The organism is Candidatus Omnitrophota bacterium (assembly GCA_025453395.1).
In the GTDB taxonomy this organism is placed as follows: Bacteria; Omnitrophota; Gorgyraeia; order Gygaellales; family Profunditerraquicolaceae; genus JAlOQK01.
Genome location: JALOQK010000014.1, coordinates 1 through 18,283 on the forward strand (window position 1 = coordinate 1; position 18,283 = coordinate 18,283).

At 41.3% G+C, this 18,283-nt stretch carries 21 protein-coding genes and 2 tRNA genes; all 23 read right to left on the reverse strand.

What is annotated here, in order from left to right; all coding sequences use genetic code 11:
- Positions 1–347 precede the first annotated feature (347 nt).
- The 23 genes from MUF05_07750 to MUF05_07860 all read right to left on the reverse strand — a co-directional run bounded on the left by MUF05_07750 (position 348) and on the right by MUF05_07860 (position 18,085).
- Positions 348–1,523: a DNA-processing protein DprA gene (locus tag MUF05_07750; protein MCU0666970.1), complete on the reverse strand. Its 1,176-nt coding sequence runs from the start codon at positions 1,521–1,523 to the stop codon at positions 348–350.
- Positions 1,524–3,635, reverse strand: a complete 2,112-nt coding sequence (locus MUF05_07755; GenBank protein ID MCU0666971.1) for a RecQ family ATP-dependent DNA helicase — start codon at positions 3,633–3,635, stop codon at positions 1,524–1,526.
- A 35-nt stretch (positions 3,636–3,670) separates the two neighbouring features.
- Positions 3,671–4,141: a L,D-transpeptidase gene (locus MUF05_07760; GenBank protein ID MCU0666972.1), complete on the reverse strand. Its 471-nt coding sequence runs from the start codon at positions 4,139–4,141 to the stop codon at positions 3,671–3,673.
- A 23-nt stretch (positions 4,142–4,164) separates the two neighbouring features.
- Entirely contained in the window at positions 4,165–5,403 is a 1,239-nt protein-coding gene (locus MUF05_07765) for a serine protease (protein MCU0666973.1), read from the reverse strand.
- A 115-nt stretch (positions 5,404–5,518) separates the two neighbouring features.
- Positions 5,519–6,406, reverse strand: coding sequence for an HNH endonuclease (locus tag MUF05_07770; GenBank protein MCU0666974.1), 888 nt, complete (start codon positions 6,404–6,406; stop codon positions 5,519–5,521).
- A complete protein-coding gene (radC, locus tag MUF05_07775) occupies positions 6,407–7,135 on the reverse strand; it encodes a DNA repair protein RadC (protein MCU0666975.1) in 729 nt (242 codons plus the stop codon). It lies immediately after the preceding gene.
- A 55-nt stretch (positions 7,136–7,190) separates the two neighbouring features.
- Positions 7,191–8,318, reverse strand: coding sequence for a hypothetical protein (locus MUF05_07780; GenBank protein ID MCU0666976.1), 1,128 nt, complete (start codon positions 8,316–8,318; stop codon positions 7,191–7,193).
- A gap of 2 nt (positions 8,319–8,320) precedes the next feature.
- Positions 8,321–8,668 (reverse strand): nucleotide pyrophosphohydrolase, encoded by a 348-nt coding sequence (locus tag MUF05_07785; GenBank protein ID MCU0666977.1) that lies wholly within the window; start codon positions 8,666–8,668, stop codon positions 8,321–8,323.
- A gap of 42 nt (positions 8,669–8,710) precedes the next feature.
- The gene (locus MUF05_07790) at positions 8,711–9,028 is read right to left on the reverse strand and encodes an HNH endonuclease (protein ID MCU0666978.1); all 318 of its coding nucleotides are present in this window, start codon (positions 9,026–9,028) and stop codon (positions 8,711–8,713) included.
- A 220-nt stretch (positions 9,029–9,248) separates the two neighbouring features.
- Positions 9,249–9,326, reverse strand: a tRNA-His gene (locus tag MUF05_07795).
- A gap of 39 nt (positions 9,327–9,365) precedes the next feature.
- Positions 9,366–10,370 carry a DUF748 domain-containing protein gene (locus MUF05_07800; protein MCU0666979.1) on the reverse strand — a complete coding sequence of 335 codons (1,005 nt, stop codon included), beginning with the start codon at positions 10,368–10,370 and terminating at the stop codon, positions 9,366–9,368.
- 467 nt (positions 10,371–10,837) lie between these two features.
- Positions 10,838–10,912: transfer RNA gene (locus tag MUF05_07805), tRNA-Pro, on the reverse strand.
- A 28-nt stretch (positions 10,913–10,940) separates the two neighbouring features.
- Positions 10,941–11,399 carry a tetratricopeptide repeat protein gene (locus MUF05_07810; protein MCU0666980.1) on the reverse strand — a complete coding sequence of 153 codons (459 nt, stop codon included), beginning with the start codon at positions 11,397–11,399 and terminating at the stop codon, positions 10,941–10,943.
- Positions 11,400–11,420: 21 nt separating this feature from the next.
- A complete protein-coding gene (locus tag MUF05_07815) occupies positions 11,421–12,044 on the reverse strand; it encodes an XTP/dITP diphosphatase (protein MCU0666981.1) in 624 nt (207 codons plus the stop codon).
- Positions 12,041–12,754 carry a ribonuclease PH gene (gene rph, locus MUF05_07820; GenBank protein ID MCU0666982.1) on the reverse strand — a complete coding sequence of 238 codons (714 nt, stop codon included), beginning with the start codon at positions 12,752–12,754 and terminating at the stop codon, positions 12,041–12,043. The genes MUF05_07815 and rph overlap by 4 nt, the downstream gene beginning before the upstream one ends.
- On the reverse strand, positions 12,741–13,259 hold the full coding sequence (locus tag MUF05_07825) for a FumA C-terminus/TtdB family hydratase beta subunit (protein MCU0666983.1): 519 nt from the start codon (positions 13,257–13,259) through the stop codon (positions 12,741–12,743). Before MUF05_07825 ends, rph begins: the two co-directional genes overlap by 14 nt.
- Before the next feature lie 8 nt (positions 13,260–13,267).
- On the reverse strand, positions 13,268–14,107 hold the full coding sequence (locus tag MUF05_07830; GenBank protein ID MCU0666984.1) for a fumarate hydratase: 840 nt from the start codon (positions 14,105–14,107) through the stop codon (positions 13,268–13,270).
- 1 nt (position 14,108) lies between these two features.
- A complete protein-coding gene (queF, locus tag MUF05_07835) occupies positions 14,109–14,525 on the reverse strand; it encodes a preQ(1) synthase (GenBank protein ID MCU0666985.1) in 417 nt (138 codons plus the stop codon).
- Entirely contained in the window at positions 14,526–15,200 is a 675-nt protein-coding gene (locus MUF05_07840; protein ID MCU0666986.1) for a 7-carboxy-7-deazaguanine synthase QueE, read from the reverse strand.
- On the reverse strand, positions 15,197–15,862 hold the full coding sequence (queC, locus tag MUF05_07845) for a 7-cyano-7-deazaguanine synthase QueC (GenBank protein ID MCU0666987.1): 666 nt from the start codon (positions 15,860–15,862) through the stop codon (positions 15,197–15,199). The genes MUF05_07840 and queC overlap by 4 nt, the downstream gene beginning before the upstream one ends.
- Positions 15,852–16,208, reverse strand: a complete 357-nt coding sequence (gene queD / locus MUF05_07850; protein ID MCU0666988.1) for a 6-carboxytetrahydropterin synthase QueD — start codon at positions 16,206–16,208, stop codon at positions 15,852–15,854. The genes queC and queD overlap by 11 nt, the downstream gene beginning before the upstream one ends.
- 3 nt (positions 16,209–16,211) lie before the next feature.
- A complete protein-coding gene (murI, locus tag MUF05_07855; GenBank protein ID MCU0666989.1) occupies positions 16,212–17,012 on the reverse strand; it encodes a glutamate racemase in 801 nt (266 codons plus the stop codon).
- Complete coding sequence (locus MUF05_07860; GenBank protein MCU0666990.1) at positions 17,009–18,085, reverse strand: N-acetylmuramoyl-L-alanine amidase; 1,077 nt, start codon at positions 18,083–18,085, stop codon at positions 17,009–17,011. The genes murI and MUF05_07860 overlap by 4 nt, the downstream gene beginning before the upstream one ends.
- Positions 18,086–18,283: the final 198 nt, after the last annotated feature.

The window sequence follows — 18,283 nt, forward strand, 5'->3', positions numbered from 1 at the left end:
GCTTTTCTTCTCTGGATAAACCTTTGACTCTCGAACCCGCAAAACCTCCAGAGCCACCCTGGCCTGCCCGAATTTAACGATTCTTTAAAATCGGCCAGGACAGGCAGTCTAGTGCAATAAAAAATGGGGTCGCTCCCCTTCTACCCCGGGGAGTCACCTATATAAATCTGCGAGTATCTATTATAGCCAAAATACCCTTGTTATCAATTAAATTCGGCTTTTCCCATAGGTCAGTCCCTATGAAAAATGTCCGATTTGTCCGGTCTTTTTTGTCTTGTGATCCCCTATCTCTTTTGAAATAAAAAGGTTACAGTTTGTCCACTTGTTCCGAACGGACAAAACAAAACTTACAACCCAAACATCAGTTGATTCCCTTGCGAAAGCTGATATTTAACCGGCTTTTTATGTTTGACTATCTTACCCTCTGTAACCCCACGATTCAGCCACTGATCCAAACATTTCTTACTAATATTAAACATCTCTATTAGCTTATCTTTTTTGACTGCCCCTTTAATATCAGATTTCTTCCATTGAGTTAAAAACGACTCGTAGCTAGTTGGCCTGATGTAATCCTTTTCACTTTCTTGGACACCTCGAGATCTCGGAATAATTAGTTCCTTAATTGACAGATTATTATCAGGAAGCCATTGCGCGCCTTTGGCAACTAAACTATGGTTGCCGGATCCAGTACTGTCGGTTGATTTAACCCATAAAGGAACCCATCGATTAGACAGATTTTCGGTCGCCCCGCTCCAAGTTCCTCCCTTTTCCTTAGTGCTCGCAATTACTATTGCTGCATCTGAAAGACAGTATATGTATTTATTCCGTGCCATCGCATTCCCAACATCAAACCCAGCCTCAGGATTGAAAGACGAGATCAAAACTAAATCCCCAGCAAGCAATGCTTGACGATATTTAGATGAAGTAGCAGCGCGTAGAAGATTCTCTGCTAAAATTCCAATCACAGTCCCTTCTTTTTCGAGAGCGCCTGTCATTGCAGCCTCATCAACTCCCCTAGCTCCACCTGAAATAACAGAATACCATTGAGAAACAATTTCAGCGCCTAATCGACGCGTATATTCAATATCATTATCAGTAACATCCCTGGACCCAACAACCGCTATTCCTCCCTTATCAAGAAGCTTGCGATTGCCACATCCAAAGAATACCGGAGGAATATACGATACTCGGTTCCGAAGACGAGATGGGTAATCTTTATTAAAACAAGTCATTACCCATAACCCTGCCCTATTCCATCTTTCAAGAGATAAACCCAATGCGCCTGCCCTTGCCAGTAATGCTCGAATACGATCCGCTGTAACCGTCTTATTGCTCCACCCCTCCAAGAAATCATTGAGATTATTAGTAACCAACAATTTCTCGAGGCCGCGATCATTCTCTTCTAACCATAGAGAAAATGTATTCCATTCCAACGGAGTTAGTGGCTTTTGACCAACTTTACCGGATCCCCCAAGCCAAACAGTAAGCAAGAGAACTACCTGATCTCTAGTATTAATTTCCATTTAATCTCCTGGGCGCGTGGTGGCTAGAGCTACGGGACACACAGGCCCACTCCCTGCCTTAAGTAATAAAGCTGAAACAACCGTCATTGTCCAGATAGAATCGATAATATCATCCATAAGGAAAACCGGGCCTACCGGAATCTCACCTTTGATGCCAAAAACGCCGTCAAGATTTCTACACTGAAAAAATGTATTTTGCTGTAATTTTTGCGGTTCGTTTTGCTTCAACTTAACTACAGCAGGGAAAAAAGGTATGTTAAGCCTGCTTGCTAAACGTTTTGAGAAATCAGGCACTAAATTAGGATGATTAAATGAAGGCACACAGGTCACCCAAGTCGGTGATGGATTTGGTGACCATCGTCTGACAATCATATCCTCTACCGCATTAAGCAATTCATCGCCAAAATTTCCTGCATGCTTATTTTCAGCCACTATACGCCCCCAACCAGCATCACCCCAGCGAGAAAGAACTCGTCCGGTTCCCGCTCTTAATTCAGGAGGAATATGTCCGTGAAAACCATACTCCGGGAAAGCATCGCTTGGAATTCGTTTCTTGCATTCAAACGGTAGCTCAGAATTCCTCAGAAATCTTTGTGCCTCTTTTTCTAGGTCTAAATCATATTTTAGATTAAAGAGCGGCCGCCCTAAACAGTTTGCACATTTACCACAAGGCTCTGAAGTTTTATCATCCAAAGACCGAGCCAAAAAAACCATTAAGCAATCTTTTGTTTCAAAATAAGATTGTACTTCCTCGCATTCCTTAACTCTCTGCATTGTTAATCTCTGAATTCTCTCATGATCCATTTGATACGGAACAGCAGTCCTTTCCCACGCGCCATCTCTCTTAAAAATAGGCGAAGGATTTTCCACTGATAAGAATTTTAGCACTTTTTCAATCTGTCCTCTCCGAAGATTTACGGATTTTTCTAAATCTCGAATTTTCATGCCATCACTATTAGACAAAGCTTCCAAGATGGAGTTAACTAGTTGTTCATCTGGAAAAGCCTCCTCGCGGAAATACTGAAGAATATCTGCATCCTCACGACCACTCAACAGGATCCCAAAAGCTCTGCTAATTGCTCTGCCAGCTCTTCCAACCTGTTGATAATATGCCACGATTGAGCCGGGAGATTGAAAATGGATAACAAACCCGAGATCAGGTTTATCATATCCCATACCTAACGCCGTAGTGGCCACCAAAACCTTGATTTTATTTTCTAACAAAAGAGATTCTAGATGTTCCCTGTATGCATTAGAATTCTCAAACTCTTCTGATTCAATTCCGCTATAATATGCACGAGCTGATATGCCACGTCCTTCCAGCCAACTTGCGACAATCTCAGTATCCCGTTTCGTTAAAGTATAAACAATACCTGTACCGGGCATTTTAGGTATATTTTCAAAGAGCCATGCTAATCTGGATGCCTGATCAGGGAGACGTATTGTTTGCAACTCGAGTGTTTCACGCATCAATTTTCCTCGGAAGATCTCTAGCTCCCCCAACTGAGCAACAGTATCCGCCAGCACTCGATCGTTAGCGGTCGCGGTAGTACCCAAAATCGGCATGTTCGTAGGCATGTATTGTAATACTCTTACTAAACGCCTGTAGTCTGGCCGGAAATCATGCCCCCAATCTGAAATACAATGTGCTTCATCCACAACCATAAGACCAATACGATTTGCTACTGGGATCAATAATTCCTGAACAAATTCATCATTAGCCAATCGCTCTGGAGAAACTAGAACGACATCAGCCTTGTCTTCAAGAATTTCTTGCATTAATTGTGGCCACTCAGTTCGATTAGTTGAATTAATAGTCAAAGCCCGAATCCCCAATCGTTCGGCTGCCTGAATCTGATTTCTCATCAATGCTAATAACGGAGAAACAATTAGGGTCACTCCTTCACCGCGGTTCCGAAAAATACGCGTAGCAATAAAATAGACTAGGCTCTTACCCCAACCCGTGCGCTGAACAACAAGTAGCCTCTTTTTATGGTTCACGAGACGTTCAATTGCTTCCCATTGTCCTTCACGAAATTCTGCCGAAGGCTGATCTAAGGCTTGCCGTAACAACTTGAGCGCTTGATATCGGTCTACAAGGTCAGAAGACATATATATAGCCTGTTGGGTATAAAAAAGGTCATAACTTATTTATGTATATAAAGTAGGGTATTTCTTCTGACTAAGTTAAACAACTTAATTATATCACGATTTTTCATTCTTATACAGCCGTGAGATGCCGGCTTCCCGATCAAATTCTCTTCCGGAGTACCGTGGATATAGATGCATCTCTGAAACGAATCTATTCCCCTGCCTTTGTTGACACCTTTCTCAAGCCCTGCCAGACGCAGGATTCTTGTCGTTATAAGATCTCCGGCTTCGCGCACCCTAGCTATCTTCCCGGTTTTTCTGCGGTACTTAAAAATCGCGCCCAAAGGCGCATTTCTCCCGATCTTACTAACTATCTGGTGCAATCCTAATGGCGTCTTGTTGCTTCCCTCCCTATTCCCTATGCCATATTTTGAAGTTGAAACAGGATATGACTTAATGATTGTATTGCCGCAACGCAGATAAAGCCTTTGAGCAGAAATATCAATATCGACCTCATGCGTTTTCATATTTCCTGCGCTTCATACAATGGCTATTTCTTCTCTTTGGCCTTCTCATAAAGTACCTGCAGGCTTAAATCTTCGTTTCCTGGCTCCTGGGCTATTTTATACATGTCATATTTATATTCTTCGGAATCTTTGTGTTTTTTTACAAATTCCTCTATTTCGTTTATCCTATCCGAATCCAGAATCCACTCCTTTTCCGGATTTTTAACTTCCTTAATCCTAGGAGCCCAGAGCAGCCATTTCCCATTTATCTGCCGGACATCCCAATGGCCCTCGAAATACTTATAAACAATCTCATCTTCAATTAAGTCTTTGGTTGATAGCTTAACTAGTATTCTATTAGGTATCTTCTTATCGCTTTTGATTATAATAACAGAGGTGTCAAGCATGGGCCGGTACCCCCACGCCCACTGCTCAAAGCTGTACCCCATAACGAAATTGTCAGATAAAAGCTCAAAAGCTTTTTCCATCTTTCTGGCTTTGAGATAATTATAAAAACACCTGACTGCTTCAAGCGGATTCTTGTTTGGCTCAAAGGTCATTTTCTTGACGTCTTTTAGCGACTCCTTAGACGCGGACATCTTTTGGTATTTTTCAAATATAGAATCTGAGGAGACTGCTATACCCATTCCTCCCAACACTAATCCAGCGGTATTGATCCCAACTACTTCCCCGCAGATATTTACCATTGGACCACCGCTTATACCGGAAACCATGGTCATATCCGTTAGGAGATACTGGACGCCGTTTTCCTTGTCTTTTGAGCTTCGCGAAAAAGCTCCGCGCACAACAAACGATTCACCAGACAGTTCGCCTCCCAATGGATATCCTATGGCTAAAAGTTCTTCTGCTGGACATACTGAGGCAAGACGCGCGAATCTAAGCACTGGAAGGTCCTTTTTAATCTTAATTACTGCAAGATCCGCATCTTTATCCACCATAATAACTTCACCTGTCTCAAAAGTATTACCGGGTAATATAATTTTTGGTGCTGGCTCAGAGTCAATCACATGGAAGTTAGTCAAAATAAAACCATCCTTTTTAATAACAAAACCCGAGCCCTCGCCTTCTCCGCCAATAATACGTACCACTGACTGACGCACTCTCTGCACGGTATCTTTTTCGTTACAAGATATCTTTTTAGACCCACCAAGCTTATTTTCTATTCTTTGGATTCGATCGGATAATACAGAGATCCGGTAACCTGCATAACCGAATACCGCTACAATAACAATAATGAAGAATACTTTATGGATTCTTTTCATTTATATTCCAAAAACAAATAAAGGGGACGGTCTTCTCAAAGCCACCCCAATAAATAGAACCGTCCCTTATATTTCAAACTCTATCTTTGCTATCTTCTTAATAGATTCTTTCATTTTAACCATTTCTAAAAACCATAAATCTCTTTTCTAGTCGTTTAGGATCGGGATAAAGATTCTTTGTTTTGGGTAGAATTATTCGGGCTTGATGTAATTCCTGCAAACCATGTAACAGCAAGGGGCCATCTTCTTCCTCTAGTATCTCTCTCTTTACTTCTATTACATAATCAGGGCGAATACCTATAAAATTACTATCAAAGGCGGCATGATGAAGCTTGCATAAAGAAATCCCATTAGGGACAATTGGATCACCCTCTGGACTGGTATCGGGTAAAATATGGGCAGCATCCAATAATTCGAGATGTCTAAGTTTACAACAGGCACATTGCTTTCGATAGGCATCTAATACCAATTCTCGAAAACCTCTTTGGTGCAGACGAACCCTAACGCTGGCTGTCAAATACCGCCTTCTCCCTTCATCCACGTCACTTATTACTGTAGCCTTCTCAGCTTTTTCGATAAAGCTCAAGTCTTCTGCCATTACTTTAAATGTTAGCTGCTCTGGATAATCCTCCATAATGAATACCGGATAAACCACTAAATATCTCCCAGGGACAGTTCCTATAAAATAAATAAGTGGTACCCGCCGCTTCATTAGTTCTCTTAACCCAACATTATCCCGATGAGCTGGATCTTTGCCTCTATATCGATAAAGCCAATTTCCTTCCAAATCAGGTTTATCCGCATAAGGACCATCCTGGATAGTAGTTATCGACAAAGGCAACTCTAGAAGGCGAGGTTTGAAAATTCCCTGAGGACCAACTAAAAGAACTCTCTCACCCTCAAATTCAAAACCTTTAGCTAATAATTCTCTCGGCAATACATCACCGTGTATACTAATTTGGCTTGAAAGCCAGTTAAAAGCTTCTATTCGGATATTTTCCATTCAACTTAACCTTACATTACCAGTTTGATCAAAAAGTCCACTATCAAGGAAACTGTAATAATTTTCGCCACCGATTATAACATGGTCTAATAATTTTATCTGCAAAACATTTGCAGCCTGCGCTAATTCTTTTGTAAATTGTTTGTCTTCGTCACTTGGAAGACAACTCCCAGAAGGATGGTTATGAACACAAATAATTGAAGCTGCAAATTTTTGAAGAGCTGAATGAATAATCTCTCGAGCAATAGGAACAGTATGATTTATTGTCCCCTTAGCAGCATTCTCAATAGAAATAATATTGTTACTATTATCTAAGAAGACAATTTTAAACATCTCTGTCTTTAGATCGCGAATCTGTGGCCCAACAACAGAAAAAATATCTTTCGAAGAAAGAATTCGCGCTTTCTTTCTAATTATTTCATTTTCTCGAAAACGTCTGCCAATTTCCAGCGCTGCTTTTATTCGACAAATTTTGGCCGGACCTAAACCCTTAATTGCCTGCCAATCCCGTATATCAGTATGAGACATATTACGAAAGGTGCCAAACTTATCAAAGATATTCCGAGCTAAATCAACGGCACTTTCCCCCTTAACACCGCTATTTAACAAGATTGCTAAGAGCTCTGAATTGCTTAATGATTGTTCTCCACTACTTAGCAATCGTTCTCTAGGCCTATCATCTTTAGGCCAACTTTTTATATTTCTGCTATTGATATCGGGTTTTGCCATAATTCCTCCTCTAATAAATAGACGCTATAGAGGACGATTTCTAACATAAATTTTCTTATATTAATGAAAAGCCAAAATCTTTACCTACAGGTTTTAAACAATCTTTTTGACTTAATGCTACGCCGATATTGAGGCTATTTATAAATTCAATGTATCGATTATCAGAAGGAATTTGAGAAGGAATAATTAATTTGTGCCTATCAGTAAATATTAAATTGTTCTCTTGCGAGAATTTTTCCACATCAAAGTAATCATATTCGAGTAGTTGAGCAATGCCTCTTCTTGCTTGCGAGCGAAAATTTCTACTCTCTGTGCTCTTCACTTCAAAAAGAAAAGCTCTATTCTTATTATGCACAAAAAGGTCGACTGCTTTGCTCGAGCGAGTTTCATATCCATGTTTACGGAATAAATCGATAAGTTGCTGTAAAATTGAAGTATGTACAGCATTTGCACGATCGAGTATTTCATTATCGCGTATGTATTGCGAAACTGGCTCCTTAATAATCCGTGTTTTAACGCTGTCAAAAATCTTTAAAGTATCGACATAACGCAAAGCTTCACTAGCACTTTTAATTTGATCCGATTGCCTATCAATACGCTCGGTCTTAATATCTAAACTTGATTCAATCTGTGGCAATCCAAGCTCTTCATAGCCTGCATAAAGATAAAGTGGTTTTCTATCTAACAATATCCTGCTGGCAACATCTTGGCTCACAGAGGAAAAGCTACCCATTTGTGGAAAACCGGGAATTTGACCAAGAGGAATATAGTTTTTCAGTAAGGAATTAATCAAGCTCTCAGTTTCTTTGGGATTCTCGGGAGATGGATTATCCCAGGTATTTGTCGGAGGTAATTCACTAAACAGATAAATTTCTGATAACGGTATTAGAAGAGGCCAACGATTAACATGATTGAGAGTCTCATAAAACCATAAGGGATTCTTTTTTTCAGAAAAATCAGTCCCGACTACACCTAATCCTATTATTCCAGATTTAGCATTTTTAAAAGCTGATCCTTGAGTGCTGTGAATAAAAAAGATATCTCCTGGACGAATCTTTATCCATCTAGATCTTAAATCCTCTTCGAGGCCCCAAGTCATATATTTCACTGCCGTAAGCCAATGTTCTGGCGGCCCGGTGAAGCGAAATAAACTTTTAGCCCCTAATACTTCATTAAGATCCATCTTTATAACTTGTCATATTTCACGTGTTTCCCCTTTGCTTTCTCTACAGGGTACTTCTTTTCATTCTTCGTTAATTTCTGATTCATAGCATCGATCAAATCTACGCCAATGTTATCCGCTAGCTCAAACAAATATAAAGCTATATCTGCTATCTCATCTTGTATTTCTAACTTATTTTGTTTAGCATATTTCTCGACTTCTTCAGTAGTCTTCCATTGAAAATGCTCTAAAAGCTCCGAAGCTTCAAGTATTATCGAGACAGCCATATTCTTAGGATCATGGAATTGCATCCAATCGCGATCATCTCTAAACTTTCTTATTTTTTCCGTAACTTCTCTAACTTCACTCATTTTTTCTCCTTTTATTCCGATTTTAGAACATTTTCCAATTATTCATAAACTCCGCAATGCTTTTCTGACGATTGCAGCGACTGTATGTTCATTAATACCTTTCTTCTCGCAGTAGCTTGAGTGTATCCAATCAGAAAGTGGCTTTGTCCCTTTGCTCGAATTACATGCAGCGCAACATCGAGCGATATTATCACGATTGACAATACTTGCATTATTAATTATATGTTCCCAGGTCGCCATAGTTCTTCGAGAACTTCCAAAAGGAATACTCTCTACCAATTTAACTCCGCAATAAACGCAAGCTTTATCTCGTGCCCTTACTTCCTTTTCAAGCCACTTTGGAATGCCCCACCGATTCATATATTAATCTAATAATTTACAATAAAGGGAATGGTTCTCTTTATGCCCCCGGTTTTCGTAAAACAAAAGGGACAGTTTTATTTTTCCATCATTTGAAAAAATAAAACTGTCCCCCTCTCTTTGTTATGCCGCAACCAACTCTAGCTTTTCTTCTCTGGATAAACCTTTGACTCTCGAACCCGCAAAACCTCCAGAGCCACCCTGGCCTGCCAATAAAAAATGGGGTGGCTAACGGGGATCGAACCCGCAAACCTTCTGAGCCACAGTCAGACGCTCTGACCAATTGAGCTATAGCCACCATTAAATATTTATTCCAACTTTAAATTTAAAGAGCTACCTATCCCCCCAAGCCCATGCGGATGTCTTTGACCTTGAATTCCGGACGGTCCATCTTTGTAGGAATAGTAAAATCCGCGACGATCTTTTCGTTCATGGCGCTAAATAAACCAAACACAACCTTGGCAATTTTCTCTGCCTTGCTTTCATCTTTGCCCTCGGGAAGGTTTTCACGCTGGATGTCCACTAATTCTAAATGGCACTTGGCAACCATATCGTTGTCTTTGCCGGTAATATCGCTTGTGAAATTCAACTTAGCCTTCTTAATCCTTGCTTTCTCAAGATTGATATTAATCCATGAGGCATAATACGGATAGAGGTAAACCGCGTCAATCCCAGTAATCTTTATTTTAGCCTGCATATTCTTCTTTTGCAAGTTTAACCATCCGGAGGATTCAATTACCCCCTCTTCTTGATCTTTATGCCAGGGGATACGGGCAGTTAAATCAAACTTTAAGTTGCCGGAATCTGGCGGAATCTTTAAATTCCCAAGGGAAAAATTTAAATTCTTAACCGTAACAGTTAAGCCATTATCGCCGATTGTTTTGTCCGCATAATCGATCACGCCATTTTTAATCACAAGGCTTTTGACAGCAAGCGGCATCTGCGGAATATTAGCTTGCGCGGGAGCTTCCTGCGCTGCTTTTTGCGCCTCTGCTGGGGCGCCTTCAACTTGTTCCTGAAGCTTATCTTTCTTAAATTCCAGATGCGGGTTAATAATTCTTATGCTATCGAAAGATGCTCTCCCAAGAAGAAAACCAAACATATTAGGCGATATAGAGATATTATCTATTTGGCCGAAATCCTTAATGGCCACATTGTTCATCTCTATCATAAAAAGCGGCTTAATATCAAAACGCTCGATAGTGACTTTTTTGTGCAGGATATTCTCAATCTGCTTCTCAACGATAGACTTACCCTTAAACACCAGGAAAAAATGCCCCACGGTGAAAAAGAAGGCCAGCGCGACAATGATGCCAAATATTATTTTTACTTTACTTTGCATAGTGTGTGTTTTATCGGCATTACCTTTTAAATGCGCCTGGGCCGAATCGAACGGCCAACCTACGGCTTAGCGTACCGCACCAGATTACTCTGGCCATTAAAGTTGCGGTCTGGACTTTCTCTTGAGCGTTTCAGCCCCGCTGTGTAAAGTCTCTACACTCTCCCCCTGTAAGGGAATAGCTCGGTGTTGCCCCGCGTACACGGGATGTCCACCGACTTAGCAGCGTCCACTTCACAAGTTTATTTTCCTGTGAAGGCTCCCAATCTTGGTCCCTTGCCTAATCGCTTGAAAATTTCTTGCGAAATTTTCTGCGCAGGCTTCGGGATCAATTCGGCCAGCAAACTTATGTCGCTTATGCTCCATAAGTTTGGGCCTCATTGAAAGGCAGTTGCTCTATCCATTTGAGCTACAGGCGCATATTCAGTAACAGTTGACTTGCCCCTTTCAAAACGCTGGGGGCTCATTTATCGGGGAGGTGAGACTTGAACTCACGACCTCTTGCTCCCAAAGCAAGCGCTCTAGCCAAACTGAGCCACTCCCCGTATCTTTCTCAAATCTTAGTGGCGAAAACTAAAACGGCTGATCCGGCTTTTCATCCGCCATAATAGGATTTTGCGGCTTCATCTTATTCACATCTATATTAAAAAACTTCAACCAATATTCCAACGCTTCAAGCTTAGAACGGGTCTTATCATAAATAAGCCCAAGGTTCTTCTTTGCGGCTTCAAAATTCGGGTCCATCTTCAACACGTCCAGAAAATTCTCTTCTGCCTTAGCGTAATTACCGCTTTTCATATAAAGAACGCCGTAATTATGCAGAACCAGCTTTTTTAATTCTTTGTTTTCCGGATCCAGAATGAAAATTTTTGTGTAGGACGCCTTCATCTCCTGCAGGTTGCCGTCTTTCTGCGCCCTAACCCCCGCGTTATAATAATTTATCGCCTCTTTACGCGCCATTTCGCTTGCTGCCTGAGAAGAAGACCACGCCAACAACACAACTGCGCATAACAGAAATGCTATTTTCTTCATATTTTTAGCCTCCGCATTATATCAGACACCCTCGGCGCGCTCAACATAATTCTTGAGCACTTTTCTTAAATCCTGAAGCGCGCGAAAACGATGGCTGATTTTGTGTTTAATACTCCCACTGAGCTGACCGAATGTTTTATTATAAATGGGAATGACAAATAAGGGGTCATACCCGAATCCATTTTTACCGCGTGAATCAAAACCAATCCTGCCAAAACATTTACCTTCTACTATTTTTACCAAGCCTTTTTTATCTGCTAAGGCAATCGCGCAGACATAATAAGCTTTTCTTTTAGAAGCAGGCAATCCCTTAAGAAGGCGTAAAAGCTTCTTATTATTGGCATCGTCGCTTTTATTTTTACCGGCAAAACGCGCGGAATAAACTCCCGGAGCCCCTTTTAACGCATCTACGCAAAGGCCAGAATCTTCGCCCATCACAAGCTTACCTGTAAAACGCGCCAAGGCAAGAGCTTTCTTGGCAGCGTTTCCGCTAAAGGTCTTGGCATTTTCAATGATCCGCGGATGACCAGGGTAATCTGCCAAAGAGGTTATCTTTAACGGCAAATCTTTTAGAATAATCTTTATTTCCCTTAACTTGCCCTTATTTTTAGTAGCAACCAAAAGCTCTAAATTATTCTTACTCATAAAATATCTTTAAGCAGATGCTTTTGCATTTCTACTAACTCGTGAATGCCTTTCTTAGCCAAGTCCAGAAGTTTATCCATCTGCGCGCGGTTAAAAGGCTTTCTCTCGGCAGTGCCCTGTATCTCAATAAATTCTCCGCTTCCGGTCATAACTACATTCATATCTACTTCGGCCTTGGAATCTTCAGCGTAAGCCAAATCAAGGCAAGCGTGCCCCTCAACAACACCTACGCTTATTGCCGCCACATAATCAGTAACCGGAATCTCATTTATTAAACCGGTCTTTTTTATTTTCTGTAACGCATCTACAAGCGCGATAAAACTTCCGGTAATTGCCGCGGTGCGCGTACCGCCATCGCCCTGCAAAACATCACAATCAAGCCAAATAGTCCTCTCGCCTAATTTATCCATGCGCACTACTGTGCGAAGTGACCTTCCCACCAAACGCTGTATCTCATAAGTGCGCCCGGAATCTTTGCCGCGGGGAATACGCTTATCACAGGAACGCGGAAGCATCCCGTATTCAGCAGTGACCCAACCCTTGCCGGTATTTTTCAAAAATGGCGGCACAGATTCTTCAACCGAAGCTGAACAAATAACTTTAGTATTACCAAATTCAATCAAACATGAACCTTCAGCGTATTTTAAAAAATTGCGCTTGATCTCTATTTTTCTTAATTTATCAAATCCCCTGCCGTCAAACCTTGCCATAAATATCCTTTCCTGTAGCGTCTATTGCCACGATAAGCGGAAAATCTTCAACTTTTAATTCATAAATTGCCTCGGGCCCTAAATCCGGATATGCTACAAGCTTTTTTGCCTTTACATAACGCGCCAAAAGCGCACCGCAGCCGGCATAAGTTACAAAATAAACCGCGTGATACTTTTTAATTGCCGCAATCACTTCAGAAGAACGCGCGCCTTTACCAATCATCCCCAAGAGCCCTGCTTTTAATAATGCCGGAGCAAATTCGTCCATACGCGAGCTTGTGGTTGGGCCGCAGGCGCCGATCACTTTCCCTTTAGGGGTTTGCGTTGGCCCACAATAATAAATAATCTTGCCCTTAATATCAAATGGCAGTTTCTGTTTCTTTTTAATCGCCCCCACAAGCCTCTTATGCGCCTGGTCCCGCGCAGTATATAAAATACCGCTAAAACTATATTTCTCACCTGCCTTTAAATTTTTAATTTTGAATTGTGATCTTACGTTTTGCATTTTTAATTTTAAATTTCTTCTGTTGCCGACCTTAAGGCATGGCAACTAATATTTACACAAACCGGCAGTCCCGCGATATGCGTGGCGTGCGTTAGAATATTGACCGCCAACACGGTTGTTTTTCCGCCCAAGCCCATTGGGCCGATGTTTAGTTTATTAATCTCAAACAATAACTCTCGTTCTAACTTATTAATAGCTGTAAGCTTTAAGCTGTAAGCTTTAAGCTTAATCAATAATGCTTTCTTCGCCAACAAACAGGCATAATCCGCTGTTCCGCCTATCCCCACCCCCACAACATAAGGCGGACAGGCATCCGGCCCGGCATTTCGCACAACCTCTACGATAAATTTCTTGATCTCTTCAACAGAAACTGTGGGCTTAAACATTTTAAGCTGAGTCTTATTTTCACAGCCAAAACCTTTAGGCATTAATGTAATTTTAATCTTTGAGCCTTTGACTAAATCCACATGCACCACAGCCGGAGAATACCCGCTCTTACCACGCGCAAGCGGATCACGGACAATGGAATTACGTAAAGATGCTTTTCTGTAACCCTCTTCCACGCCTTTTTGCAGCGCAAGCATCAAATCTCCCTGCACGCGCAAGTCCTGCCCTAACTCTATAAATACTGTCGGCAGGCCTGTATCCTGACAAATCGCCAGTTTTTCTTTTTTCGCGATGCGCGCGTTATCAAGGATGGCCTTTAGGATATTGCGCGCTTTTTTATTGGTCTCTTTGGCGCATGCCTGGCGCAAAGACAATAAAACATCGCTACGCAAAACAAAGTTCGCATCTTTACACAAATTTGAAACAACCTCTTTAATTTTATTTGCTTGAATTACTCTCATATTATCTCTTATATTCTCTTACTACCGTCGTAGTAATTCCGCCTCTTGGATTAAACTTACCCGTAATCTTAGCCCATCTTGGCTTGACCGCCTGCACAAAATCTTCCATCATCTTATTTATCAAATGCTCATGGAAAATCCCCACATCACGGAAAAATATAGTATACATCTTAAGCGACTTCAACTCTATACAATTAGCTGCGGGAGCATATTCAATATCAATCACTGCAAAATCCGGCAATCCGGTCTTAGGACAAATACAGGTAAACTCAGGTATTTCGATATGAATAGTATAAACTTTATCCGGGTACTGATTCTTCCAAACTTCCAACGCAGGAGTTTTTAATTCTCTAACATTTTCCTGCAACCCTTCATACGAAGATTTCTTACTTTTTACTTTTAACTTTTTACTTTGCATCTATCTTGCTCCTATCAACTTGTGTATCTGCGGGATAATGCAAGTAACCACATTCTCTTTCTGGCACATATCGCGAAAACTCTCCATTTTATCCTGCAGCAGGACTCTGCCTTCAAAGCTATTTGGCTGTAACACAAACACCGCGCACCTGTCTATTTGTTTTATCAAATCTATCGCCTGCTTGATGTCTTCTTCGGTTGTAGCAGAGCAAACTACTGATTTTAAAAAAACAAACTGGGAGGTTGCGATCTTAAAGAACTCGCGGTGCTTTTCCCATATTGAACCATTAAAGCCTGTGGAGCTTGGTAGCTTAAAATCCATCGCCACTATATCCACGCAATCAATAACATCTCTTAACTCTTCAGTCAAGGTGCCGTTTGTCTCAAGATAATTCTTATACCCGTCGGAGCGGGTAAGAAGCATCACTCTTTTTAAGAAATCACTCTGTAAAAGAGGCTCTCCTCCGGTAAAAACTATTGAGTGATATTTCCCGCGGTAATGCTTTAAGACCGCAAATAACTCTTCCGGGGTATATTCAACACAATGCTGCTGCCTTGTATCACAAAAAGAGCAATTTAAGTTGCAACCAAAAAGGCGCACAAAAAGCTGCGGCTCACCTAAGAAAATGCCCTCGCCCTGAACGCTTTCAAATATCTCGGAGATTTTACCTTTCATCTTTTCTTGGTTAGAGGATCCACCATTCCTAACTGCGAAAACCCATGATTGCGATAATGGCAGCTATCGCACTTACCGCAAGGTAACCTTAACCCCTTATAACAAGACCAGGTATCTTTAAAATCAACCCCCAGATCAATGCCTAACTGAATGATCTGGGATTTGTGCATATCAATAAGCGGGGTCTTTATAACAACACCCTTGCCGGTAGTCCCGGTTTTTGTGCCGCACTTTGCCGCGTGGTCAAAGGCACTTAGGAATTCCGGACGGCAATCCGGGTAGCCGCTGTAATCCTGTATATGCGCTCCGATAAAAACTGTGCCGGATTTGATTGCTTCGGCAAATGAAAGAGCAAAGCTTAAGAAAATAATATTACGCGCCGGAACATAAGTTGAAGGGATCTCTCCGGGCTTTCTGGCCATAGGGATATCAGACCTTTTATCAATAAGCGATGAACCTTGCCAGGGTAAACTTATTTTCACAACTTCTAGAGGGCAATGCGCTTTTCGAGCAATCCTTTTAGCGGCAAGGATCTCTTTTTTATGGCGTTGGCCATAATCAAAGATCAAGCAATGGCATTTATACCCTTGTTTTTTCGCCCAATAGAGGGTTACCGCAGAATCTAACCCGCCGGATAAAAGTACAACCGCTTTATTCTTCATAAGTAGCACAGCTGTTTTCCGATTCCCAAACCGTGACCGCGCTAATCTGGGGGCATTTTTTCTTTAAAGATACATAAATAAAACGCGCGATATTCTCGGAAGTAGGATTCACCTTCTTAAAATAAGCGATCTTGTTTAAATATTTATGGTCTAATGTATCTAAAAGTTTATTTACCGCATCTTTTAAAATACGAAAATCTATAAGCATTCCGGAAGAGGGTAAATTTTTACTTGAAGCGGAAACCTCTACCTTCCAATTATGGCCATGCAGGGATTCGCATTTGCCTTTATACCCTCTTAGGTTATGCGCGGAACTAAAATTAGCCTCTACTCTTATTGTATACATAGTTTATACGGCGCAGTGGTCGACTTTTTGCACATTCTTTACGTTTGTGCCCAAAAATGATTTTGCTAAACTTGAAAACCATTCGGGATTGTCGCTTACATAAAATTTATTCACCGCTTTTCTCTTTTCATTAAGCATATTTTCACTAGCCAAGATCTTCTTTACTTCAATTGCCACCTGCTTGGCAGAATCAATCAAGATCACACCATCACCCATAATCTTCTTGATCAAAGGCTTTAAAAGCGGATAATGCGTGCAGCCTAAAATAAGTGTATCCACTTTAGCATCCTTTAGGGGCTTTAAATACATCCTCGCGATTTCTTCAACTGGCCCTCCGGAAAGCCACCCCTCTTCCACAAAGGGCACAAATAAGGGACAGGAAACCGCGGTTACTTTCACCGCTGGGTCAAGCTGTTTTATTTCTATTTCATAGGCGCGGCTTTTTACTGTGCCGCGCGTACCGATAATTCCTATTCTTTTATTTTTTGTGGCATAAACCGCTTCCCTTACCCCGGGGCTTATTACGCCTACGATTGGCACGCGGAAATGATGCTTTATAACCGGAAGCGCAAAGCTTGAAACAGTGTTACAGGCCACGCAAATAAGTTTTACATCGTGCTTCAGGAGAAATAAAATATTCTCAATAGAAAAACGGATCACTGTCTCGCGCGATTTTATTCCGTATGGAACACGGGCAATATCCCCAAAATAAACAATATCCTCACTGGGTAAATGCTGTAAAAGTTCTTTAGCTACTGTCAAGCCTCCAACACCGGAATCAAAAACTCCAATTGCCTTGGTCATCTATTATCCTCCATGCTTGCGCATTCTTTATCATAAACTTTTACGCCATCGGCGATAGCCTGCGCGATACTCTGACGGTAAGAACTGTCTTTTAAGGAATTTTCCTCTTTTTTGTTGGACAAAAACCCTACTTCCACAAGGATCGCCGGGATATTGTTGTATTTTAAGACCTGAAAGGCGGCTCCTTTAACCCCAATAACCCGGGTATCCAGATCCCGACGGATAACTTTGCAAATATACTCTGCCAGCCTGAAGGATTGGCCGCGGTTATAATTATAGGCCATATCCCAAAGCGTCACCTTTACCGGAAAAGCAACACCCGCGTAATTTGATTCAGACCTAGCTGAATCTACCGCGCGCTTTAAATCGCTTACCCCCGTAGAGATACAATAAACCTCAAACCCATTCAAAATCTTTGCCTTATTGGAATTAGCGTGAATACTTATAAAAATATCAGCGCCTGACCTATTGGCAATTTCAGACCTTTTTTCTAAAGAAATAAACACATCCTTATTGCGCGTCATCACAACTTCTATGCCGCTTTTTTCTAAAAGTCCGGCCAAGCGCCTTGCAATATCAAGATTGATCTGTTTCTCTTGCAGTCCGCTCCTACTTATAGCTCCCGGATCATGGCCTCCGTGCCCGGGGTCAATAACAATTTTCTTGATCTTTAATATTTGGCATACCTTTTTGGGCGATGGCTCCTGCGCCAGAAATAATTTACTCAAAACTTCTTCTTTTAATTCAAGAGGCGCGATAATTCCTTTACCCTGCATAAGCGCCGGATGCTTTAAATAAGTTATTTTATCGTCAACAAGGACAAGCTCATCACCAACCCTAAAAACCACTTCATGAAAGCTGTCTTTTATGGAAAAAGACATGGTGAATGGGTCATATTTCCAATCCAGCGCTATCTTATCGCAATAATCCACAAGCGAAAAATAAGTTATGCCGTTTATATCAAAAAGAACAAGCTTCTCTCTGGCAGGAACAGTGGCGCAGCCAGTTAGCAAATAGCAAATAGCAAATAGCAAATAGGATGAAACAAAAAATCTAAAAGCTGATTTAAGCAATACTTTTGCCTTCCGTGTTTTAATTTTGCTTTGTCGAGATACTTAACTCGCCGAATTATTGTTTGCTCCGACTCATAAACGCTCCGGAAATTTCCTTACGCGGCATCCACCAAATTTTTGCTTGTCGCAAAAAATAATTAGGTGGTGGCGCCGCACTCACTATGCCGCTTGTCGCGGCATCACGTTCGTTGCGGCATC